This is a genomic window from Hylemonella sp. W303a (assembly GCF_046452315.1).
In the GTDB taxonomy this organism is placed as follows: Bacteria; Pseudomonadota; Gammaproteobacteria; order Burkholderiales; family Burkholderiaceae_C; genus Hylemonella.
In genome coordinates, this window is sequence record NZ_JBKFDG010000007.1 from 45,250 (window position 1) to 66,231 (window position 20,982).

The following is a 20,982-nucleotide window of genomic DNA, read 5'->3' on the forward strand; positions in this document are numbered from 1 at the left end:
GCTGCTGGTCGTGTTGACTAGAGGGGCAAGTATCATTGCCCGCCATGACTTCGACGACCACACCGCAAAGCGGCTTCAGCTATAGCCGCGCCACCTTCGAGAGCCTGGTGGACCAGGCCCTTGCCCATGCCAAGAAAATCGGCGCCAGCGCGGCCGGCGCCGAAGTCTCCGAGGGCTGCGGCCTGTCGGTCTCGGTGCGTCAGGGCGAGTTGGAGAACGTGGAGCGCAACCGCGACAAGTCCCTGGGCGTCACGGTCTACTTGGGGCAACGGCGCGGCAATGCCAGCACCTCTGATTTTTCCCCTGCTGCCATTGAGCAAACGGTGCAAGCGGCTTACGACATCGCCCGCTTCACCGCGGAAGACCCGGCCGCCGGACTGCCCGATGGGGATGATGTGGTCGGGCTCGCTGAGGCGGGGCGTGACTTGGACTTGTTCCATCCCTGGGCCATCAGCAGCGAGCAAGCCGCGGACATCGCGCGCGCCGCCGAGGCCGCGGCCTTCAAGACCGACAAGCGCATCACCAACAGCGAGGGCGCCTCGGTCTCCGCGCAGCAATCCCACTTTTTCAGCGCCCATCGGGTCATGGATGGCGGCACGCCGGACTTTCGCGGCGGTTACGCCAGCTCGCGCCACACGGTCTCGGTGTCGCCCATCGCTGGCCGTGGCGAGGGCATGCAGCGCGACTACTGGTACAGCTCCCAACGTCACCCGGATGAACTGGCCGCGCCCGAAGCCATAGGCCGCTACGCCGCCGAGCGCGCGCTCAGCCGTCTCAAGGCGCGCAAGATCAGCACCCGCGAAGTGCCCGTGCTGTTCGAGTCGCCACTGGCCGCAGGCCTGCTGGGCGCCTTGGTGCAAGCCCTGTCGGGCGGCGCGCTGTACCGCAAGAGCAGCTTCCTGCTGGACTCACTGGGCAAGCCGGTGTTGCCCGCGCACATCGATTTGCTGGAAGACCCATTCTTGCCGCGTGGCAAGGGCAGTTCGCCTTTCGACGAGGAGGGGGTGCGCGTCAAGGCGCGCAAGGTGATTGAGGCGGGGCGAGTGCAAGGCTATTTCCTGAGCAGCTACTCGGCCCGCAAGCTCGGCATGAAGACCACCGGCAATGCGGGTGGATCGCACAACCTGGTGCTGAGTTCGCGCTTGACCCAGCCCGGCGATGACCTGGACGCCATGCTGAAAAAGCTCGGCACCGGGCTCTTTGTCACCGAACTCATGGGCCAAGGTGTGAACTATGTCACGGGCGACTATTCACGGGGCGCCAGCGGCTACTGGGTCGAGAACGGGCGCATCGTCCATCCCGTGGAGGAAATCACCATCGCGGGGAACATGAAAGACATGCTGCTCGGCATCGAAGCCGTGGGCGCCGACACGTACAACTACGGTGCGAAGACCGTGGGGTCCATCATGCTCAACCGCATGAAGGTGGCGGGGAGCTAAAGTGCGTGGGGTGGAGGCTGCTCATCTTGTCCCTTACAGGGGTCGGAGTTGGTCCTCGTGCAGTGGTGCCGCGCGCCGAGCATGCCGTTTGCTGACCACGTTTTGGGCGGGAGCCGCGCTGTCCGGCTGCGTGTTCTTTCCTCGGACGACGCCGTCGTACACAGGGGACTGCCTGGTCGTTGAAAATCGACTGACGTTGGACCATGTGCCGTTGGAACTCCGTTTGAGCGGATGTCGTGGTGAAAGCTGCTTGGTTGTTCTGGCCTTGTATGGCGGTGTCACTGCAGGTTCTGCGGTGGTCTCTGGTAGCGTCGTGTTGGTTGGAAACACGCTGTATTGGCTGGAAAAAAAGGGTCGATGCAATATGCCTTCCATCGCTCGGGCTACCTCCGAGTTCTTGCGTGATCCGGTGTCATGGCGGGGACGGTCTCCGACGGAGTTCGAGGCCACTGAAGCCGCATCTCCCGCAGACGAATGATCGTCGCTACTCCCTGATGCGCTGACCCATAGTGACTTTGCTCGAAGCGCGGGGGGTGGCTTGCTCACGCCTTGAGCTTCGCGGTCTACGTTCCTGCAAAGAAAACACCCGTTTGCTAGGGGGTGAAATTGTGCGAAGATGGTTTGAAGAATTGCGTGGTTGACCGGTTCGTGAACGAATCCGAAGACGCCGGCTGAAGAGTCAAGACCGCCAGATGACTGCAACGCCGACTGTCACGCGCACGAAAAAGCACTGATTTCCTGGTCAAGGGCAACCCTAGTGAGGCATTTGATGGCCTCCCGTTGGTTGACCTTGAACTGCGGGCGAGGTGTAAGGGGGTGACATGCACAAGAAATCGGGGCCTTTGACCTGGTCCTTGACCGTTTTCGCGACGGGATGCTTCGCCGCGACTTTGACTTGGTTCATCTTGACCGCTGCGCAGGAAGCCGAAACCGCATCTCGTTTCGACGCCTTGACGCGAACGGTGGTGGATCAGTTGAAGCAGCGGATGACGCTCTATCAGTATGGTCTCCGAGGGACGCGAGGCGCGGTGATATCAGCGGGAGTGAACGAGATCTCTCGCGGGGCATTTGTCCGTTACAGCCAGTCACGCGACATCGCCCTGGAGTTTCCGGGCTCCCACGGATTCGGCTTCATACGCCGGGTGCCGCGCGCGAATGAAGCGGCGTTCCTGCGCCTGGCGCGCAGCGAACATGGCCTGGATTTTCAGATCAAGGAGTTGGCGGCGCACTCGGATGACCGTTTGGTCATCCAGTACATCGAACCCTTGGCGCAGAACCGTGCCGCGTTGGGGCTGGACATCGGGTCGGAAAGCCGTCGCCGCCTTGCGGCCGTCGAAGCCATGCGAGAGAACCGCGCGACCCTGTCTCAGCCGCTGACGCTGGTGCAGGCGGCGGGCAAGCAGGATCAGGGTTTCCTGTTCTTCCTGCCGGTGTATTCCGAGGACGTGCGTGCGAAGGCACCGCAAGATCGCCTGCGATCGGCCATTGGGCTGGCTTACACCCCCTTGGTCATCAGCGAGGTGGTTTTTCAAATGGACTTGCCCTGGCCACAGGTGGCCGTGAATCTCTATGACGCGGAGGAACAGGGTGGGCCGCGGCGCTTTTTCTCGTCCTCCGCCCTCGATGCGCCAGCGGCCGAGGGCTTGACCCGAACCCTCCCCGTGGAGTTGTATGGCCGCCGGTGGCTGCTTGAGGTCAAGGCAACGCCGGTGTTCATCCAGGCGATGCAACTCAACTCGCCACGTTACGTCTTGGGACTCATGGTCGGCGCGTCGGCGCTGGTCGCCTCGCTCCTGTACGTTTCGCTCGTGAGCGCCCAGCGGCGGCGACGCGCCCTGATCGAGGACGCGAGGCTGGCCGCCATCCTGGATGGCACGAGCGACGCCATCATCGGCAAGGATTTGCATGGGCGCGTGACGAGCTGGAACCGCGCCGCAGCCGAGATTTTTGGCTATGCCTCGTGGGAAGCGGTGGGCAAGACATTGGCGGAGCTCATCGTTCCCGCGGACAGGCAGGCCGAGGAGCTGTCCATCCTCGCGCGCATTGGGCGCGGAGAAACCGTGTCGCCTTTGGCGACCCAGCGCCTGCGGCGCAACGGAACCTTGATCGACGTGATGGTCACCGCTTCGCCGGTGCGCGATGCCGATGGGCAGGTGGTGGGAGCCGCGTCCACCCTCCATGACATGACCGACGAGTTGATCGCTCGCAAGAGCATGCTCGAACTCAATGCCTCTCTTGAAGAGCAGGTCAGGGAGCGAACCGCCCGGCTCGCCGCCAGTGAGCGGTTTTTGCACTCTCTGATCGATGCCTTGCCGGGCCTGGTCTCTTACTGGGACACCGACATGCGGTGCCGATACTCCAATCGAACCTATCAAACATGGTTCGGCCGCTCCCCGGAAGAAATGAATGGCATCTCACGCCAGGAACTGATGGGTGAGGAATTGTTCCGTTTGAACGAACCCTACATCCAAGGCGCCCTACGGGGCGAGCCGCAGGTCATGGAGCGCGCCGTGACCTTGCCCGATGGCAAGACCATCCACACCCTGGCGAACTTCCTTCCTGTTTTCGAGGAGGGCGTGGTGTGCGGTTACATCGTGGTCTCGACCGACGTGACCGTGCTCAAGCAGGCGGAAGAGGCGCTGGTCAAGGCCAAGCAGAAGGCCGAAGATGCCACGCAGGCCAAGAGTGATTTCCTGGCCAACATGAGTCACGAAATCCGCACGCCGATGAACGCGATCCTGGGTCTGTGTTATCTGCTCGAACAACACCCGCTGTCGCCGACGTCCCGCGAAATGGTTCAGAAGATCCATGCGGCGGGCAAGACCTTGCTGACCATCATCAACGATGTGCTGGACTTCTCCAAGATCGAGGCGCAGCACATGGTGATTGAGCAGGTGCCGTTCCGGCTCTCGGACGTCTTGGACAACTTGGCCAGCATCATGTCCGCGTCTCTCGGGAGCAAACCGCTGGAGCTGGTCGTGGGGCCACCCCCCGATGGCGCGAATTTTTTGATCGGTGATCGGTTGCGCCTGGGGCAGGTCTTGGTCAACCTCGCCAGCAACGCGATCAAGTTCACGGGGCAGGGCGAGGTCGAGGTGCGCGTGGACCGTCTGCAGGACACAGGCAACGGCCGTGTCATGCTGCGCTTCAGCGTGCGAGACACTGGCATCGGCATCGCACCCGACAAGCAGGAAATGATCTTCCACGCTTTCAGTCAGGCCGACACATCCACCACGCGCAGCTTTGGCGGCACGGGCCTGGGGCTGGCCATCAGCAGGCATCTGGTGTCGCTCATGGGCGGCCGCTTGCAGGTGCACAGCGCACCAGGGCACGGCAGTAACTTCCATTTTGAGTTGCCGTTTGAACTGAGCAATCCCGTGGACAGCGCCTTGCCGGACATGGCGCATCTGCGCGTGTTGGTGGCCGATGACCATGACGCGACCCGCAAGGTGCTGGTCGATATCGCGCACAGCCTCGGATGGCACGCCGACGCCGTTGAAACCGGCGAGGAAGCCGTCGCGCGGGCCACCCAGTCCTCGGGGGACCCGTATGACCTGTTGCTGCTGGATTGGCACATGCCGGGCATGGATGGACTTGTCGCCGCCGTGCAGATCCGCGAGCTGAGTCAACGTGAGACGGTCCCCATCATCGTCATGGTCACCGCTTACGAGCGCGAGCGCCTGGCGCGACAAGAGGGCGCGCGAGCCACGGATGCCATCATTTGCAAGCCCATCACCAGTTCCGGCTTGTACAACGCGGTGCTGGAAGCCCGGCGGCACCGCGGTGAATTGCATTCGGAGACTGTGCGCGTGGGCGCGTCCAAACGCTTGCAGGAGATGCGCGTGTTGGTGGTGGACGACAGCGAGATCAACCGTGACGTCGCTCTCAACATCCTGGCGGGAGAAGGTGCGTTGGTGGCGACGGCCGAGGATGGCCAAACCGCCTTGACCATGCTGCGGGAGCAGCCCTACGCGTTCGACGTCGTGCTGATGGACATGCAAATGCCGGTGATGGACGGGTATGTCACGACACGGCTGATCCGAAGCATCGACGCCTTGGCGAGGTTGCCGGTCATCGCTTTGACTGCGGGTGCATTCTCGACCCAGCGGGCCCTGGCGCTGGAGGCGGGTGTCGACGACTTTGTCGCCAAGCCCTTCGAGGTCGACCAACTCGTTCAGGCCATATTGGATCTGGTTCACCGCTCCAACCACGCGCCGCAGGTGCGGGAGCCCAGCAAGCCTGCGACGGAACCACGCGTGACTCCGCTGGTTCAGAAAGCCGTGGAACCCGTGGTTCTGAACGCTGAACGTGCGCTGCGGGTGTGGGGGGAACCGGCCAACTTGATCACTTACCTGCGCAAGTTTGCCGCCAGCCATCACATGACGGCTGCCCGTCTGGCGGAGTTGACGCCGGAGCCTGCGGCCGCCCTGGCCCATCAGGTCAAGGGAGCGGCGGCGCAGCTGGGCTTGGAGCAAGTCGCCGAGCTGGCGGGACGTCTGGAGCACGTGCTGCGCGATGGTCAGGACGCGCGGGACGTTCTGATGGCGTTGCAAACGGCGATGGAGGCAGCATTTCAGGCGATTGCGGCTTACAGTGCCGACACGCTGCCGGTGGCGGTCCCAGCCAGCGCCATGGAAACGCCGCCTTCTGACGCTTGGGGGAGCCGGGGGACATGGGCTTTGGGGCTGGAGCAACTCAGTGAGGCCCTGCGCTCCGACGATCCCGAGCAGGTTGAGCCCGTGCTGGAAGCTCTGTCATCGCACATTCCCACGGCCCACCTTGAAGCGCTGAGAGCAGCGCTCGCGGCCTACGACTTTCGCGGTGCCGAGGGCCTGGTCCGCGAGCTGGCCTTGGGTTTGAACACTGAAAAGGAAATCGAGCCATGAGTGTCGGTCCCATTCTCGCCGTCGATGATGAACCTTTGAACCTGGATGCATTGCGCCAGGTGCTCAGCCGTGACCACCGGCTGGTGTATGCCCGCAACGGCCAGGAAGCCTTGGCCGCGGCCTTGGCGCATCATCCTTCCTTGATCTTGCTGGACATTCAGATGCCCGACATGGACGGTTACAGCACCTGTCTGGCCCTGAAGCGCAACCCGGCGACCGCCCACATTCCCGTGATCTTCGTCACCAGCATGGCCGATGTTTGGGATGAAGCCAAGGGGTTCGAGTGCGGCGCGGTGGACTACATCGTCAAGCCCATCACGCCCGCGACGACCCGTGCCCGAGTCAAGACCCATCTCTCGCTGGTCCATGCGAGTCAGCTGGAGCAGAGCTACCACGACGCGATCTCCATGCTTGGCAAGGCAGGGCACTACAACGACAACGACACCGGGGTCCATATTTGGCGCATGGCGTCCTACGCCCGTGAGCTGGCCTTCGCCATCGGCTGGAGCACGGAAGCCTGCCGCAATCTGGAACTGGCCGCCCCCATGCACGACACCGGAAAAATCGGCATCCCCGGTGAGATTTTGCGCAAGCCCGGCAAACTGAACCCGGAAGAATGGGAAATCATGAAGACCCACACGCGCATTGGTTACGACATCTTGCGCATGAGCCACTCACCCGTTTTCGAGACGGCGGCGGAGGTCGCCCTGCGGCATCACGAGAAGTGGGATGGCAGCGGGTATCCCGATGGCTTGTCAGGCGAGGGCATCCCGGAGTCGGCCCGCATCGTCGCGATCGCCGACGTGTTCGATGCGTTGATGGTGCGACGGCCCTACAAAGAACCCTGGCCCATCGAAAGGGTGGTGGCGTTCATGCGAGAAGAGTCGGGAACGCATTTCGACCCCCGTCTGATCGACAACTTCCTCGCGATCCTTCCCAAAATCATGAACATGAAGGAAAACTGGGATGTGTTTGAAGTCACCCATGGTGCGACCGAGCCGGGCTGAAGCCCGTTTCTTGGACGCTGCGTCACCGCGCCGTGCACCGCGCCTTGCACCGCGTCAGTGCGTTCTGACCGCGCAGACGCATCATATTCCTGGCATGCCACTTGCATGCAGGGTTGCACGGGAGCAGCCTCAGCGCTGCATCACCTCAATGGTTGGCTAGGGTTCCGGTTCGCATGCCTCGCATGCGGATGTCTGGTCCGAGAGCTGGCGACCTCGGTTCGGGGTTACACGGCGGGACAAAAGCCCGGGAGAGAAGCAAGGCCACAGTGCCGTGCTGCTCCCGCGCCGTGCTCTTTTGTCCATTCAACGCCACCTCTTACCGGAGTGCCATCATGAATCTGCGTCGCCTTCTCGGTGTTTCCGTGCTCGGTTTCGCCGCCTTGCTGGGCCTGTCGGCCCACGCCGCGCCCAAGAAAACCTTCGATGTTTGCTGGACCATCTACGCGGGCTGGATGCCCTGGGACTACGCCCAGACTTCGGGCATCGTGAGCAAGTGGGCCAAAAAATATGGCATCGAGATCAAGGTCACCCAGCTCAATGACTACGTGGAGTCCATCAACCAGTACACCGCGGGCAAGTTCGACGGCTGCACCATGACCAACATGGACGCGCTGACCATTCCCGCCGCGGGCGGCGTGGACAGCACGGCCCTGATCGTGGGCGACTACTCCAGCGGCAATGACGGCATCGTGCTCAAGGGCGCGGGCAAGACGGTCAAGGACCTCAAGGGCCTGGATGTGAACCTGGTCGAGCTGTCCGTCTCGCACTACCTGCTGGCCCGGGCGCTGCAAAGCGCTGGCCTGTCCGAGAAGGACGTGAAGGTGGTCAACACCTCGGACGCCGACATCGTGGCCGCGTTTGCCACCCCGAAGGTCAAGGCCGCCGTGGCCTGGAACCCGCAGCTTTCCGAAATCAAGGCCGCGCCGGGTTCGACCCTGGTGTTCGACTCCAGCAAAATCCCCGGTGAAATCCTGGACCTGATGGTCGTCAACACGGCCACCCTCAAAGACAACCCCGCCCTGGGCAAGGCCCTGACCGGCGCCTGGTACGAGGTGATGGCGCTGATGAAGGCCAAGAACGCGGCCGCGCTCACGCACATGGCCAAGGCCTCGGGCACGGACCTGCCGGGCTATGAGGCGCAGCTCAAGACCACGGCCATGTACTACACGGCTGCCGACGCGACGAAGTTCACCACCAGCGCTGATCTGCCCGCCATCATGAAGCGGGTCTCGCAGTTCTCCTTTGAGAAGGGCCTGCTGGGCGACGGTGCCAAGAGCGCGGATGCGATCGGCGTGGCCTTCCCGGGTGGCAAGACCAACGGTAACGCCAAGAACGTCAAGCTGCGCTTCGACGCGAGCTACATGCAACTGGCCGCCGAGGGCAAGCTCTGAGCCAGCGACTCGCCGGGCCGCCGACCGCGGCCCGATGTCGCCGCCGGACGCGCATCCGGCGACTCCCCGCACACGCCTGACGGAAGGTCACCATGCGATTCATCAACCGCCAACCCAGCCGAGGCGGTCGCTGGCTGCTTGCGCTGCTGCCGCTGATCCTGCTCGCGCTGGTCTACGGCATTGCGTCGTCGGCGCGCCTGGCCGACAACCCGGACGACAAGCTGTTGCCCGGCCTGACGCAGATGGTGGATGCCATGGCGCGCATGGCCTTCGAAGCCGACAAGCGCAGTGGCGACTACCTGTTGTGGAGCGACACGGCGGCCAGCCTGGTGCGTCTGGGCCTGGGCTTGGGCATCGCGGCCCTGACCGGCCTGGTGTTCGGCGTGGCGGCGGGCGTGTTCCCCCTGCTGCGCGCGCCGCTCTCGCCGATGATGACGGTGATCTCCATGGTGCCGCCGCTGGCCGTGCTGCCCATCCTGTTCATCGTCTTCGGGCTGGACGAGCTGTCCAAGGTCATGCTGATCGTGATCGGCGTCGCGCCCATCCTGGCGCGTGATCTGGAACAGCGCGCGCGCGAGATTCCACAAGAGCTGTTCGTGAAAGCCCAGACCCTGGGCGCGAACAGCTGGACGCTGGTCCTGCGCGCGGTGCTGCCGCAATTGCTGTCACGCCTGCTGGTGTCGCTGCGGCTGATGCTGGGCTCGGCCTGGCTGTTCCTGATCTCGGCCGAGGCGATTTCGGCGACGGCCGGACTGGGCTACCGCATCTTCCTGGTGCGTCGTTACCTGGCCATGGACGTGATCCTGCCCTACGTGGTCTGGATCACCTTGCTGGCCTGGTTGATGGACTGGGGCCTGCGTGGGCTCAATCGCTGGCTCTTCCCTTGGTCGGAAGGAGCACGGACATGAGCGCCTACCTGGACATCCGCAACGTCTGGCAGCGCTACGGCGAGCACGTGGTGCTCGAAGGCTTGAATCTCACCGTCGACGAAGGCGAGTTCTGCACCCTGGTGGGGGCCTCGGGCTGCGGCAAGTCCACGTTTCTGCGCTTGCTGCTCGGGCAGGAGCGTCCGAGCAAGGGCCAGTTGCTGCTGCAGGAGCGGCCTCTGTGCGATGAACCCGATGCCGACCGGGGTGTGGTGTTCCAGCGCTACTCGGTGTTCCCGCACCTGACCGTGCTGGACAACGTGGCCCTGGGGCTGGAGTTGCCGCGCTCGCCGCTGAGCGGGCGTTTGTGGGGCGCGGCCAAGAAAGAGGCACGTGCGCAAGCGGCGCAGATGCTGGAGCGGGTGGGCCTGGGGCACGCGTTGCGCCAGTACCCCAGCCAGCTCTCGGGTGGCATGCAGCAGCGCCTGGCCATCGCGCAGGCCTTGATCGCGCGACCGCGCCTCTTGCTGCTGGACGAGCCCTTTGGCGCCCTCGACCCCGGCATCCGCAAGGACATGCACGTGCTGCTGCTGGATCTGTGGCGCGAGACGGGCTTGACGGTCTTCATGGTCACTCACGATCTGAGCGAGGGCTTTCATCTCGGCACGCGCCTGCTGGTCTTCGACAAGGTCCGTCATGACCCCCATGCGCCGCAGGCTTACGGCGCGCGCATCACCTACGACATCCGGCTCAATGCCGATCGCAAGTTGGCCCGCGAGGCGATCGCCGCCTTGCCGCCGCATCTGCTGAACGAACATCGCCAGGAGGCTGAATGAACCCCAACCCTGAATCGCGCGACGAAGGCCTGGCCTTGCGCGCCGAACTTTACGAAGAGACGGTGCCCGGCGGCGGCCACCTGTCTTTCGTGCTCCAGCGCGGCCAAACGCTGCGCGTGACCGACCTGACCGGCGGCGCCAACGTCAGCCTGTTGTTGCTCAACGCGCGCGAGCACAGTGAGCGCCTGAACCTGCCGGACACGCTCAAGGGGCAGCACACCGCCAAGCTGACTGCAGGTCATTGCCTGTACTCGGACATGGGTCGCGTGTTGGCCGCGATCACCGCCGACACCTGCGGCTGGCACGACAGCCTGGGCGGCGTGCTGGACGCGGCCGAGGTGCGCGAGAAGTACGGCAGCGGCCGCTACCAGGAACTGCGCAATGGCTTCTTCCGCAACGGCGTGGACAACCTGCTGGTCGAGATGGGCAAGTGGAACCTCGATCTGCCCGACCTGCTGATGGTGCTCAACCTGTTCAGCAAGGTCACGGTCGACGCGCAAGGCACGTTCCATTTCGTGCCCGACCATTCCAAGCCCGGCGATTACATCGAGTTGTACGCGCCCATGGACACGCTGGTCGTGCTCACCGCCTTGCAGCACCCGATGGACCCGAACCCGGAGTACGCACCACGGCCCGTGCGGCTGAACTGGCGCACCGACAAGAGCGGTGATCCGGCTGCCGCATGCCGCGCCTCGCGGCCCGAGAACGCGCGTGCCTTCCACAACACCGAACGGCTTTATCTGTGAGGAGCCCCGCATGACACTCACCACCAGCCACAAGCAGCCCGACCAAGCCATCTTTCGCCATGTCATCCCTGCGGGCGAACCCTATCTGTTCGAAGTCAAGAAGGGGCAGACCCTGCGCATCCTCGACCTCGAAGGCAATCAGGCCGTGGACACCTTGTTCTACAGCGCGAGCAACCCGCGCGAGCGCTACGACGCGCAACGCACCTTGCGCCGGCAAAACCGCGTGTACCTGAGCACGGGCACGGTGCTGTATTCGAACCGGGGCAATCCGCTGCTGACCATCGTAGCCGACACCTGCGGTCGCCACGACACCCTGGGCGGGGCCTGCGCGCAAGAGAGCAACAGCGTGCGCTACGCCCTGGGCAAGCGCTACATGCACAGCTGTCGCGACAACTTCCTCTGCGCCTGCCTGCATGACGGGCGCCTGGGCAAGCGCGACATTGGCGCGAACATCAACTTCTTCATGAACGTGCCGGTCACGCCCGAGGGCGGCCTGACCTTCGAGGACGGCATCTCCGCGCCCGGCAAGTACGTGGAACTGCGCGCCGAGATGGACGTGATCACGCTGATCTCCAACTGCCCCCAGCTCAACAACCCCTGCAACGGCTGGAACCCGACACCGGCCGAGGTGCTGGTCTGGAACTGAGGCAGGCGCGAGCGCCTGCATGAAGTGGCGGCCCAAGCCGCTCCCGCCATGGACGGCCATGGCGCGGTGTCACTGACGCGGGACGGCCCGCGAACGATCGAGGACCCCTCGCATGTTCGATTCCCTGCTCATCGCCAACCGCGGCGCCATCGCCTGCCGCATCCTGCGCACGCTGCGCGCCTTGCACGTGCGGGGCGTGGCGGTGTATTCCGAGGCCGACGCGGCCAGCCTGCACCTGCGTCAGGCCGACCATGCGGTCAGCCTGGGCGAGGGCCCCGCGGCGCAGACCTACCTGGTCGTCGACAAGATCCTGGCCGCGGCCCGCGCCAGCGGCGCGCAAGCCATCCACCCGGGTTACGGGTTCCTCTCCGAGAACGCGGCCTTCGCCGAAGCTTGCGAGCAGGCGGGCATCGCGTTCGTCGGCCCCACGCCGGAGCAACTGCGGGTCTTCGGACTCAAACACACCGCGCGTGCCATCGCCCGGCAGCAAGGCTTGCCCCTGCTGGAGGGCACGGACTTGCTGGACTCCCTGGATGCTGCGCTGTCTGCCAGCCGCAAGGTGGGCTACCCCATCATGCTCAAGAGCACGGCGGGTGGGGGTGGCATCGGCATGCGTGTCTGCCATTCCGCCTCCGAACTGCGCGAAGCCTACGAGGCCGTGCGCCGTCTGGGCCAGAACAACTTCAGTGACTCGGGTGTCTTCATCGAAAAGTACATCGAGCGCGCGCGCCACCTGGAGGTGCAGATCTTCGGCGACGGCCGGGGCGAGGTGATCGCATTGGGCGTGCGCGATTGCTCGGTGCAGCGGCGCAACCAGAAGGTGCTGGAGGAAACACCCGCACCCCATCTGCCCGCAGGCATGGCCGAGGAACTTTGCGCCGCCGCCATTCGGCTCGGCAAGGCCGTAAACTACCGCAGCGCGGGCACGGTGGAATTCGTTTACGACGACCAGGCGCGGCGCTTTTACTTCCTGGAGGTCAACACGCGCCTGCAGGTCGAGCACGGCGTGACCGAGCAAGTCTGGGGCGTGGACCTGGTGCGGTGGATGATCGAACTCGCTGCCGGGGATCTGCCGCCTTTGCAGCAACTGGCGAGCGCGCTGCGGCCGCGTGGCCATGCCATCCAGGCGCGGTTGTACGCCGAAGACCCGGGGCGCAACTTCCAGCCTTCACCGGGCCTGCTGACCCAGGTTGAATTTCCCGAGGCCGATGGCCGCGCCCTGCGCATCGACACCTGGGTCGAGGCGGGTTGCGAGATTCCACCCTTCTTCGACCCGATGGTGGCGAAACTGATCACCTGGGCGCAAGGGACGGATGTGATTGACGCCCGTGAGCAGGCGCTGCGCGCCCTCGACGACGCTTTGGCGCGCACGCAGCTCTACGGCGTGGAGACCAACCGTGGTTACCTGCGCCAAATCCTCGCCGATGCTCCCTTTGCCCAGGGCACACCTTGGACGCGCTGCCTGGAGCAACTGGTTTACCGCGCCGACACGGTCGAAGTGATCGCAGGCGGCACGCAGACCACGGTGCAGGACTGGCCAGGCCGTGTGGGTTACTGGGCGGTCGGTGTGCCACCGTCAGGGCCCATGGACGACCGCGCGTTGCGTCTGGGCAACCGCTTGCTGGGCAATGCCGAAACGGCCGCTGCGCTCGAAATCACCATGAACGGGCCGACGCTGCGCTTCCATGCGGCGGCCGTGGTGGCAGTCACGGGCGCGGCGTTGAGCATCACGCTGGACGGCGAAGCGCGGGCTATGGACACGGTGTTCCATGTCCCCGCCGGGGCCACGCTGCGCCTGGGCGCGCTGGTGGGCTTGGGCGCGCGTGCCTACCTCTGCTTGCGAGGCGGCATGGATGTGCCCGACTACCTGGGCAGCCAGAGCACTTTCACCTTGGGCCAGTTCGGCGGACATGTGGGCCGGGCCTTGCGCGCCGGGGATGTGCTGCATGTGCAGCCCTTGCGCGAAGTCAGCGTGGGCGCCGCGCTGCCGCCCGCGCTGCGGACCGCGCTGCCCAGCGTGCGCACACTGCGCGTGATGTATGGGCCGCATGGCGCGCCCGAGTATTTTCAGCCCGCCTACATCGACACCTTCTTCGCCACCGAGTGGGAGGTGCACTTCAACTCCAGCCGTACCGGCGTGCGCTTGATCGGCCCCAAGCCCGAGTGGGCGCGCGACAGCGGTGGCGAGGCGGGCCTGCACCCGTCCAACATCCACGACAACCCCTACGCGGTCGGCGCGGTGGATTTCACGGGTGACATGCCGGTGATCCTCGGTCCTGACGGGCCGAGCCTGGGCGGTTTTGTCTGCCCGGTCACGGTGATCGAAGCCGATCTCTGGCAACTCGGTCAGTTGAAGGCGGGTGACAAGCTGCGCTTCGTGCCGGTGGATCTGTCCACCGCGCGCGCGTTGGCCAAGGCGAGGCGCGAAGAGGTGGATTCACTGCAGCCCTCGGCCTTGGAGTGGTCGCCCACGCCGGTTGACGTGCAACGGTCTTCGCCCATCGTGCTTGACCTCGGGCAGGGGGAGCAGCGACTCGTGGCACGTTTGTCGGGCGACACCCACTTGCTGCTCGAAGTCGGCCCGCCCGAGCTGGACCTGGTGCTGCGTTTCCGCGTCCACGCGCTGATGCAGACGCTGGAGACGCGTCGTGCCGAGGGCACGCTGCCGGGCGTGATCGACCTCACGCCCGGCATCCGTTCCTTGCAGGTTCACTACAACCCCGATCAACTGCCCTTGGCGCAGCTGCTGCAAGACCTCGCCGCGCTATGGGACGGCGTTTGCGCGGCGAGGGATCTGAAAGTGCCCTCACGTGTCGTGCACCTGCCGCTGTCCTGGGACGACCCAGCCTGCCAGCTCGCCATCGAGAAATACATGACCACGGTGCGCAAGGACGCGCCCTGGTGTCCCAGCAATCTGGAGTTCATCCGGCGCATCAACGACCTGGGTGGCATCGACGAGGTGCGGCGCATCGTCTTCGAGGCCAGCTACCTGGTGCTGGGCCTGGGCGACGTTTACCTGGGCGCGCCGGTGGCCACGCCGCTGGACCCGCGCCATCGCCTGGTGACCACCAAGTACAACCCGGCGCGCACCTGGACGGCGGAAAACTCGGTGGGCATCGGCGGCGCCTACCTTTGTGTCTACGGCATGGAAGGACCGGGCGGCTACCAGTTCGTGGGACGCACCCTGCAGATGTGGAACCGCTACCGCTACATGCACGAGGACATGGCCGCCTTTGGTGGCCAGCCCTGGCTTCTGCGCTTCTTCGATCAGATCCGCTTCGAGCCGGTCAGCGCCGAGGAGCTGTTGCGCATTCGACGCGACTTTCCGCTGGGGCGTTACCCGCTGCGCATTGAGCAGACCGAGCTGGCCCTGGCCGATTACCAGGCCATGCTCGCGCGCGAAGCCGAGGGCATCGCCGCGTTCCGCGCGCACCAGCAGGCTGCGTTCAACGCAGAGCGCGAGCGCTGGATCGCGACCGGCCAGGCTCATTTCGAGAGCCAGGAGGCGGTCGTCGAGACTGCGGACGAGGCGCCGCTGGCATCAGGCCAGGTCGGCGTGGAAAGCTTCATCGCAGGCAACCTCTGGCAGTTGCAAGTCAGCCTGGGCCAGGCCGTGCAAGCGGGTCAGGTGCTGGCGGTGCTGGAGTCCATGAAGATGGAAATCGCCCTGCACGCGCCGTGCAAAGGCGTGGTGCGGGAGCTGCGGGTGCAGCCCGGCGCGCCCGTGCGCGCGGGGCAGTACGTGGTGGTGCTGGAAGAAGTCTGAGGCCCGTCGGGCATCGGCGCGGCCGGGGGCTGAGCGGGGGAGGGGGAGGGCATGTCGCCTATAGTCCCAGGCGCGCGCTCGGTTTTGCTTGTTCGCGCACCTTCCATGCACACGCAGGAGAACCCCATGTCCAAACTCCGGGTGGCCGCTTTCTCGGTCTCGCTCGATGGCTATGGAGCCGGTGTCGACCAGAGTCTGGACAACCCGCTCGGCGTCGGCGGCATTCGCTTGCACGACTGGTTTTTCGGCACGACCACCTTCCAGGCGATGACCGGTGCGGGAGGCGGCGAGGCCAACGTCGACGATGGTTACGCCAAGCGCAGCTTCGAGAACGTGGGCGCGTGGATACTCGGGCGCAATATGTTCGGGCCGGTGCGTGGCCCTTGGCCGGACGATGCGTGGCGGGGCTGGTGGGGTGACAACCCGCCGTACCACGTGGCGGTCTTCGTGCTGACGCACCACGCGCGGCCACCGCTGGAGATGGAAGGTGGCACGGTGTTCCATTTCGTCACGGGAGGCATTCACGAAGCGCTGGCCCGTGCCCGCGAGGCGGCCGGTCCGCGCGATGTGCGCGTGGGGGGAGGCGTGGCGACGGTGCGCCAGTACCTCGAGGCGAGGCTGATCGACGAGATGCACCTGGCGATCACGCCGACGCTGTTGGGCCGTGGGGAGTCCTTGCTCGCCGGGATCGACCTGGCGACTCAGGGTTTCCGTTGTGTCGAGCAGGTGGGCACATCGCAGGCCCTGCACGTCGTGCTCGCGAAAGACTGAGGCCACGCGGCCTGCCCTGTTCAGCCCGAACCTTGAGGGGCGGGCTCAGCGTCGCCGTCGCGTGCGGTTCCACTGTTGCGAGGCCGCGAGCAGTTCCTTGTTAGACAACACGTAGTCCGGGCTGTCCAACAAGCGGGTGATCGCCAGATCGAGAAAAGCTCGCACGCGTTTGGGTTGCGCTGCGCGACTGCCGTAGTAAATGTGCAGCCCCATGTGATGGCTGATGTGAGGCAGCAGCAAGGGCACCAGCCGCCCCGAGCGAATGTGGGCCGCGACCAGAAAATTGGCCAGTTGACCGATGACTTGGCCAGCGAGCACGGCCTCCAGTTCCAGCTCTGCGTCATTGGTCGAAAAAGCCGGTGACAGGTGCCGGTGTTCGATCTCGCCGTTGACAGTGAGGTACCACGGAAAGACCTTGCCCGTGGCTGGGAGCCGATAGACGCTGCAGCGATGCGCAGCCAGATCGTCCAGGCTGACCGGAGCGCCATGGTCGGACAAGTAGGAGGGAGCGGCGCAGACGATCAGTTGCATGGGAAACAGCTGGCGACTGATGACGCCTTCCTCCGCCGACGCGCCAACGCGAAACCCCACGTCCACGCGACTTTTGACCCAGTTTCCGATGCCGTCGTCCAACTGAACATCGGGCTGGATGCCAGGGTAGAGACGGCAGAACTCGTCCAGAAGTGGCATCAGCAGGGATGCGAACGATGACTTGGGGCCGACGATGCGCAACGGCCCCGCGATCTCGTCCTTGGCGTCGCGAGTCACGGCCAGCGCCCGGTCCAAGGCGGACAGCGCGGGCTGGGTGTTCTCCAGAAAATGTCGCCCCTCTTCCGTCAGGGCGAGGCTGCGCGTGGTGCGGTGCAAGAGGCGCACCCCCAGATGCTGCTCCAGTTGAGCGATGGCTTGGCTGGCCGCCTGCGGAGTCACGCCATGCGCCAGCGCCGCTCGACGGATGCTGCCCAGCTCGACCGCCTTGGCGAACGTCGCGATGGCCTTGAATTCATTGATTGGCATGGATGGATTATCAAATTTTTCTTTCTACTGAAGCAAGTCGAAAGCCACTAGTTGATTGCGATTCAAATCCCTAAAGTTGGAGCTCAAACAGAGCGCTCATTGGAACTTTTGGGATCTTTCGAGCAAGGCTGCCACGCAGCTGACCAAGTGACCCTCGCCGTCTGAGCACGGCCTATTCGGAGAAATCGCCATGAACAAGCACCGTGAAACGGATACCGCAATCGCCCAGCAGGACGCGCCCGACTCAGCGCGCCGAGACTGGCTGAAAATGACCGGAAGCGGTATTGCCGCCTTGAGCGTAGGAGCGGCCGCAATGGGGCAAGCCCACGCGCAGTCCAAGATGCAACTCGGCGACCCATGGGACAAGACGTTCCCCAAGAGCCCCAAGGTCGATCACAAAAAGGTCACGTTCAAGAACCGCTATGGCATCACCTTGGCGGCCGATCTGTACCAACCCCAAAACATCCGCGGCAAACTGGCGGCGATCGCGGTTGGCGGTCCGTTTGGCGCGGTGAAAGAGCAATCGTCCGGGCTCTATGCGCAAACGATGGCCGAGCGTGGATTCATCGCGCTGGCCTTCGATCCGTCTTACACCGGAGAAAGTGGTGGCGAGCCGCGCAACGTCGCGTCACCGGACATCAACACCGAGGATTTCAGCGCCGCCGTCGACTTTCTCGGGTTGTTGCCCAACGTTGATCGCGAGCGCATTGGCATCATTGGCATTTGCGGCTGGGGAGGCATGGCCTTGAATGCAGTCGCCGTAGACAAGCGCGTCAAGGCGGTCGTGGCCAGCACCATGTACGACATGGCACGCGTGATGTCCAAGGGCTACAACGACAGCGTGACCCCGGAGCAGCGCAGCCAAGTGTTGGAGCAGTTGAGCCGGCAGCGCTGGAAGGATGCGGAAAAGGGAAGTCCTGCCTATCAACCGCCCTACAACAAGCTGCAAGGTGGCGAAGCACGATTCCTGGTGGACTACCACGACTACTACGCCACACCGCGCGGCTACCATCCGCGCGCGGTCAATTCCCTCAATTCATGGACGCAGACGACGCCCTTGTCGTTCATGAACATGCCCATACTGAGCTACATCAAGGAAATCTCTCCGCGGCCCGTCCTCTTCATCCATGGCGAAAAGGCTCACTCGCGCTACTTCAGTGAAACAGCTTATGCCGCTGCAGCACAACCCAAGGAGCTCATGATCATCCCTGGCGCCAGCCACGTTGATCTCTACGATCGTGTCGATGTGATCCCGTTCGAAAAACTGACCTCCTTCTTCAAGCAGCACCTGGCATAGTCAGGATGGACCCAAGGTCCCGTGGCGTAGCCGTGGGAGCTTTTCTCATGGACGTTGAAAGGAAGCCGATGTTCAATCCCATCCAGGATGCCGGTGCTGCGCAACCTTGCGAGCGGCTGGGAATCGCAGGTAGCCGCGTCTTCTCACGACGGTCTCTGCACTGGCGAGGATGGACGCTGCTGATCGCGCTACTGAGTGGAGGCTTCGGCGCCCAGGCAGCAGGCCCTGCTGACCCCGTGATCGCCCAGCAGCCCGTTCAGGCATACACGGAGGAAAAACGCATGTGGATCACCGTGGGAGACCATCACCGCTACTCCATCACGCTCGCCGACACCGATGCCGCGCGCGCGTTCGCGGCACGGCTGCCGCTGACCTTGGACATGGAGGAACTCAACGGGAACGAGAAAAAGAAGGAGCTAGCGGCACCTCTGCCGACAGATGCGAGCAAGCCTGGGACGATCCGCAATGGCGACTTGATGTTGTGGGGATCGCGGACCGTGGTCTTGTTCTACCTGACCTTCGATTCGCCCTACGCCTACACCCGCATTGGCCGGATCGACAACCCGGCGAATCTGCCTCAAACGCTGGGCCGAGGCGACGTCCGAGTGAAATTCTCCAGGAACTAGCGCGCTGGTTTCACCATGCTCTCCTGAAACCGATCACATGCCGCGAGGCGCAGCTTGGATGCACCGACAGGGAGCGGTCGCGGGAGCGCTCTTTGGGGAGGGCTCTGCTCAGGTCAGGTGATCGGCGCCGGGTTGAACAGCACCAGGGAGTTGTGCAACTTCCACTGTTCGGCCCAGGTCTTCTTGCCGCTGGCGACATCGAGCAACAGGCGGAAGAGTTCCCAACCCGCTTCCTCGATCGTGAGTTCACCGTCGGCCACGCGGCCAGCGTTGACGTCCATCAGGTCGTGCCAGCGCTTGGCCAGTTCGGTGCGCGTGGCGACCTTGACCACCGGGCATTCGGCCAGGCCGTAGGGCGTCCCGCGGCCCGTGGTGAAGACGTGCAGGTTCATGCCTGCGGCGAGCTGCAGCGTGCCGCAGATGAAGTCGGAGGCGGGCGTGGCCGCGTAGACCAGGCCGCGCTGTTCGCGGCTCAGCTTGTTGCCCGGCGAGAGCACGTGCGCGATGGGTGCCGTGCCGCTCTTGATGATGGAGCCCATGGCCTTCTCGACGATGTTCGAGAGACCACCGGCCTTGTTGCCGGGGGTGGTGTTGGCCGCGCGGTCCACGCGGCCGCGTTCCAGGTACTGATCGTACCAGCCGAGTTCGCGCACGATCTCCTCGGCCACGGCGGGCGTTGCGGCGCGGCTGGTGAGCTGTTCCACCGCGTCGCGCACCTCGGTGTTCTCGCTGAACATGATGGTGGCGCCCGCGCGCACCAGCAAGTCGGCCATGTAACCCACGGCCGGGTTGGCGGTCACGCCAGAGAAGGCGTCGCTGCCCCCGCACTGCACACCCACCACCAACTCGCTGGCCGGCACGGTTTCACGCCGCCGCGCGTTGAGGCGCTCCAGATGCCTTTGGGCCGTGACCATGATGTCGTCGATCATGCTCATGAAGCCGATGTGCGCGCTGTCTTGCAGGCAGACCACGTCCAGTTTTTCTTCCGTCGCGCCTGCTTCGCGAATCGGGATGCTGCCCGCGGGCAGCAAGCGATCGGGCTGCAGCTTCTCGCAGCCCAGGCTGACCACCATGACCTCGCCGCCGAAATTGGGATTGAGGCTGATGTTGCGCAGCGTGCGAATCGGGATGGGCGCTTCGGGCGCGTCAATCGCCACGCCGCAGCCGTAGGTGTGTTCCAGACCGACCACGCCATCGACATTCGGGTACTTCGGCAGCAGTTCCTTGCGGATGCGCTCCACCGCCACGTCCACCACACCGGCCACGCACTGCACCGTGGTCGTGATCGCCAGCAAGTTGCGCGTGCCAACCGAACCGTCCGGGTTGCGGTAGCCCTCGAAGGTATAGCCCGTCAAGGGTTCCGCCGCCGGTCGCTTGACGGTGGCCATGGGCAGGCCGTGCAGCTCGCGCGCGGCTGGCATGTCCAACAGGCGCTCATGCACCCAGCTGCCCGCGAGGATGTCCGCCTTGGCGTAGCCGATGGGCACGCCGTAGCGCAGCACGGCCGCGCCTTGGGGAATGTCGACCAGCGCGACCTTGTGCGCTTGCGGCACTTTCTCACGCAGCGTGAGGCCTGGGTACTGGGCCCCTAGCGCCGTGCCCGCAGGCAGGCCTCCTTCGTTGGCGACGATGGCCACGTTGTCCGTGGCCTGCATGCGGATGATGATGGCTTGGGTGCTCATGCTGAA

14 protein-coding genes and 1 riboswitch are annotated in these 20,982 nt (G+C 64.5%); of the genes, 12 read left to right on the forward strand and 2 right to left on the reverse strand.

The features are described from left to right. The first annotated feature begins 44 nt into the window (after positions 1-44). The 10 genes from pmbA to ACLBKS_RS13735 all read left to right on the forward strand — a co-directional run bounded on the left by pmbA (position 45) and on the right by ACLBKS_RS13735 (position 16,354). A complete protein-coding gene (gene pmbA, locus ACLBKS_RS13690) occupies positions 45-1,439 on the forward strand; it encodes a metalloprotease PmbA (RefSeq protein ID WP_410193366.1) in 1,395 nt (464 codons plus the stop codon). 821 nt (positions 1,440-2,260) lie between these two features. Continuing rightward, positions 2,261-6,325, forward strand: a complete 4,065-nt coding sequence (locus tag ACLBKS_RS13695; protein ID WP_410193367.1) for a response regulator — start codon at positions 2,261-2,263, stop codon at positions 6,323-6,325. Next, positions 6,322-7,332, forward strand: coding sequence for an HD domain-containing phosphohydrolase (locus tag ACLBKS_RS13700; protein ID WP_410193368.1), 1,011 nt, complete (start codon positions 6,322-6,324; stop codon positions 7,330-7,332). The genes ACLBKS_RS13695 and ACLBKS_RS13700 overlap by 4 nt, the downstream gene beginning before the upstream one ends. 145 nt (positions 7,333-7,477) lie before the next feature. Further along, a riboswitch (guanidine-I (ykkC/yxkD leader) is annotated at positions 7,478-7,585 on the forward strand. Between the two features lie 76 nt (positions 7,586-7,661). Further along, the gene (locus ACLBKS_RS13705) at positions 7,662-8,723 is read left to right on the forward strand and encodes a putative urea ABC transporter substrate-binding protein (protein ID WP_410193571.1); all 1,062 of its coding nucleotides are present in this window, start codon (positions 7,662-7,664) and stop codon (positions 8,721-8,723) included. Between the two features lie 92 nt (positions 8,724-8,815). Then, entirely contained in the window at positions 8,816-9,631 is an 816-nt protein-coding gene (locus ACLBKS_RS13710; RefSeq protein WP_410193369.1) for an ABC transporter permease, read from the forward strand. Then, positions 9,628-10,425, forward strand: a complete 798-nt coding sequence (locus ACLBKS_RS13715; RefSeq protein WP_410193370.1) for an ABC transporter ATP-binding protein — start codon at positions 9,628-9,630, stop codon at positions 10,423-10,425. Before ACLBKS_RS13710 ends, ACLBKS_RS13715 begins: the two co-directional genes overlap by 4 nt. Further along, on the forward strand, positions 10,422-11,171 hold the full coding sequence (locus ACLBKS_RS13720; RefSeq protein ID WP_410193371.1) for an urea amidolyase associated protein UAAP1: 750 nt from the start codon (positions 10,422-10,424) through the stop codon (positions 11,169-11,171). Before ACLBKS_RS13715 ends, ACLBKS_RS13720 begins: the two co-directional genes overlap by 4 nt. Before the next feature lie 10 nt (positions 11,172-11,181). Beyond that, a complete protein-coding gene (locus ACLBKS_RS13725; RefSeq protein WP_410193372.1) occupies positions 11,182-11,817 on the forward strand; it encodes an urea amidolyase associated protein UAAP2 in 636 nt (211 codons plus the stop codon). A gap of 112 nt (positions 11,818-11,929) precedes the next feature. Continuing rightward, positions 11,930-15,583, forward strand: a complete 3,654-nt coding sequence (gene uca / locus ACLBKS_RS13730; protein ID WP_410193373.1) for an urea carboxylase — start codon at positions 11,930-11,932, stop codon at positions 15,581-15,583. 126 nt (positions 15,584-15,709) lie between these two features. Then, positions 15,710-16,354 carry a dihydrofolate reductase family protein gene (locus ACLBKS_RS13735; protein ID WP_410193374.1) on the forward strand — a complete coding sequence of 215 codons (645 nt, stop codon included), beginning with the start codon at positions 15,710-15,712 and terminating at the stop codon, positions 16,352-16,354. A 45-nt stretch (positions 16,355-16,399) separates the two neighbouring features. On the opposite strand, the gene ACLBKS_RS13740 is transcribed toward ACLBKS_RS13735, so the two are convergent. Beyond that, positions 16,400-17,371, reverse strand: coding sequence for a LysR family transcriptional regulator (locus ACLBKS_RS13740; protein WP_410193375.1), 972 nt, complete (start codon positions 17,369-17,371; stop codon positions 16,400-16,402). A 190-nt stretch (positions 17,372-17,561) separates the two neighbouring features. On the opposite strand from ACLBKS_RS13740, the gene ACLBKS_RS13745 reads away from it, so the two are divergent. Together ACLBKS_RS13745 and ACLBKS_RS13750 are read left to right on the forward strand one after the other, a co-directional pair. Further along, entirely contained in the window at positions 17,562-18,668 is a 1,107-nt protein-coding gene (locus ACLBKS_RS13745) for an alpha/beta hydrolase (RefSeq protein WP_410193376.1), read from the forward strand. 68 nt (positions 18,669-18,736) lie between these two features. Next, complete coding sequence (locus ACLBKS_RS13750; RefSeq protein WP_410193377.1) at positions 18,737-19,294, forward strand: cyclophilin-like fold protein; 558 nt, start codon at positions 18,737-18,739, stop codon at positions 19,292-19,294. A 113-nt stretch (positions 19,295-19,407) separates the two neighbouring features. Here ACLBKS_RS13750 and garD read toward each other — a convergent pair whose 3' ends face one another. Beyond that, positions 19,408-20,976 carry a galactarate dehydratase gene (gene garD, locus ACLBKS_RS13755; protein WP_410193378.1) on the reverse strand — a complete coding sequence of 523 codons (1,569 nt, stop codon included), beginning with the start codon at positions 20,974-20,976 and terminating at the stop codon, positions 19,408-19,410. Positions 20,977-20,982: the final 6 nt, after the last annotated feature.

Excerpts from the sequence above, each read along its gene's own strand:
- ACLBKS_RS13695 (WP_410193367.1), top strand. The coding sequence starts at position 2,261 with ATGCACAAGAAATCGGGGCCTTTGACCTGGTCCTTGACCGTTTTCGCG.
- ACLBKS_RS13735 (WP_410193374.1), top strand. The coding sequence starts at position 15,710 with ATGTCCAAACTCCGGGTGGCCGCTTTCTCGGTCTCGCTCGATGGCTAT.
- garD (WP_410193378.1), bottom strand. The coding sequence starts at position 20,976 with ATGAGCACCCAAGCCATCATCATCCGCATGCAGGCCACGGACAACGTG.
- ACLBKS_RS13710 (WP_410193369.1), top strand. The coding sequence starts at position 8,816 with ATGCGATTCATCAACCGCCAACCCAGCCGAGGCGGTCGCTGGCTGCTT.
- ACLBKS_RS13745 (WP_410193376.1), top strand. The coding sequence starts at position 17,562 with ATGAACAAGCACCGTGAAACGGATACCGCAATCGCCCAGCAGGACGCG.
- ACLBKS_RS13720 (WP_410193371.1), top strand. The coding sequence starts at position 10,422 with ATGAACCCCAACCCTGAATCGCGCGACGAAGGCCTGGCCTTGCGCGCC.
- ACLBKS_RS13740 (WP_410193375.1), bottom strand. The coding sequence starts at position 17,371 with ATGCCAATCAATGAATTCAAGGCCATCGCGACGTTCGCCAAGGCGGTC.
- pmbA (WP_410193366.1), top strand. The coding sequence starts at position 45 with ATGACTTCGACGACCACACCGCAAAGCGGCTTCAGCTATAGCCGCGCC.
- ACLBKS_RS13700 (WP_410193368.1), top strand. The coding sequence starts at position 6,322 with ATGAGTGTCGGTCCCATTCTCGCCGTCGATGATGAACCTTTGAACCTG.
- ACLBKS_RS13725 (WP_410193372.1), top strand. The coding sequence starts at position 11,182 with ATGACACTCACCACCAGCCACAAGCAGCCCGACCAAGCCATCTTTCGC.
- uca (WP_410193373.1), top strand. The coding sequence starts at position 11,930 with ATGTTCGATTCCCTGCTCATCGCCAACCGCGGCGCCATCGCCTGCCGC.
- ACLBKS_RS13750 (WP_410193377.1), top strand. The coding sequence starts at position 18,737 with ATGTTCAATCCCATCCAGGATGCCGGTGCTGCGCAACCTTGCGAGCGG.
- ACLBKS_RS13715 (WP_410193370.1), top strand. The coding sequence starts at position 9,628 with ATGAGCGCCTACCTGGACATCCGCAACGTCTGGCAGCGCTACGGCGAG.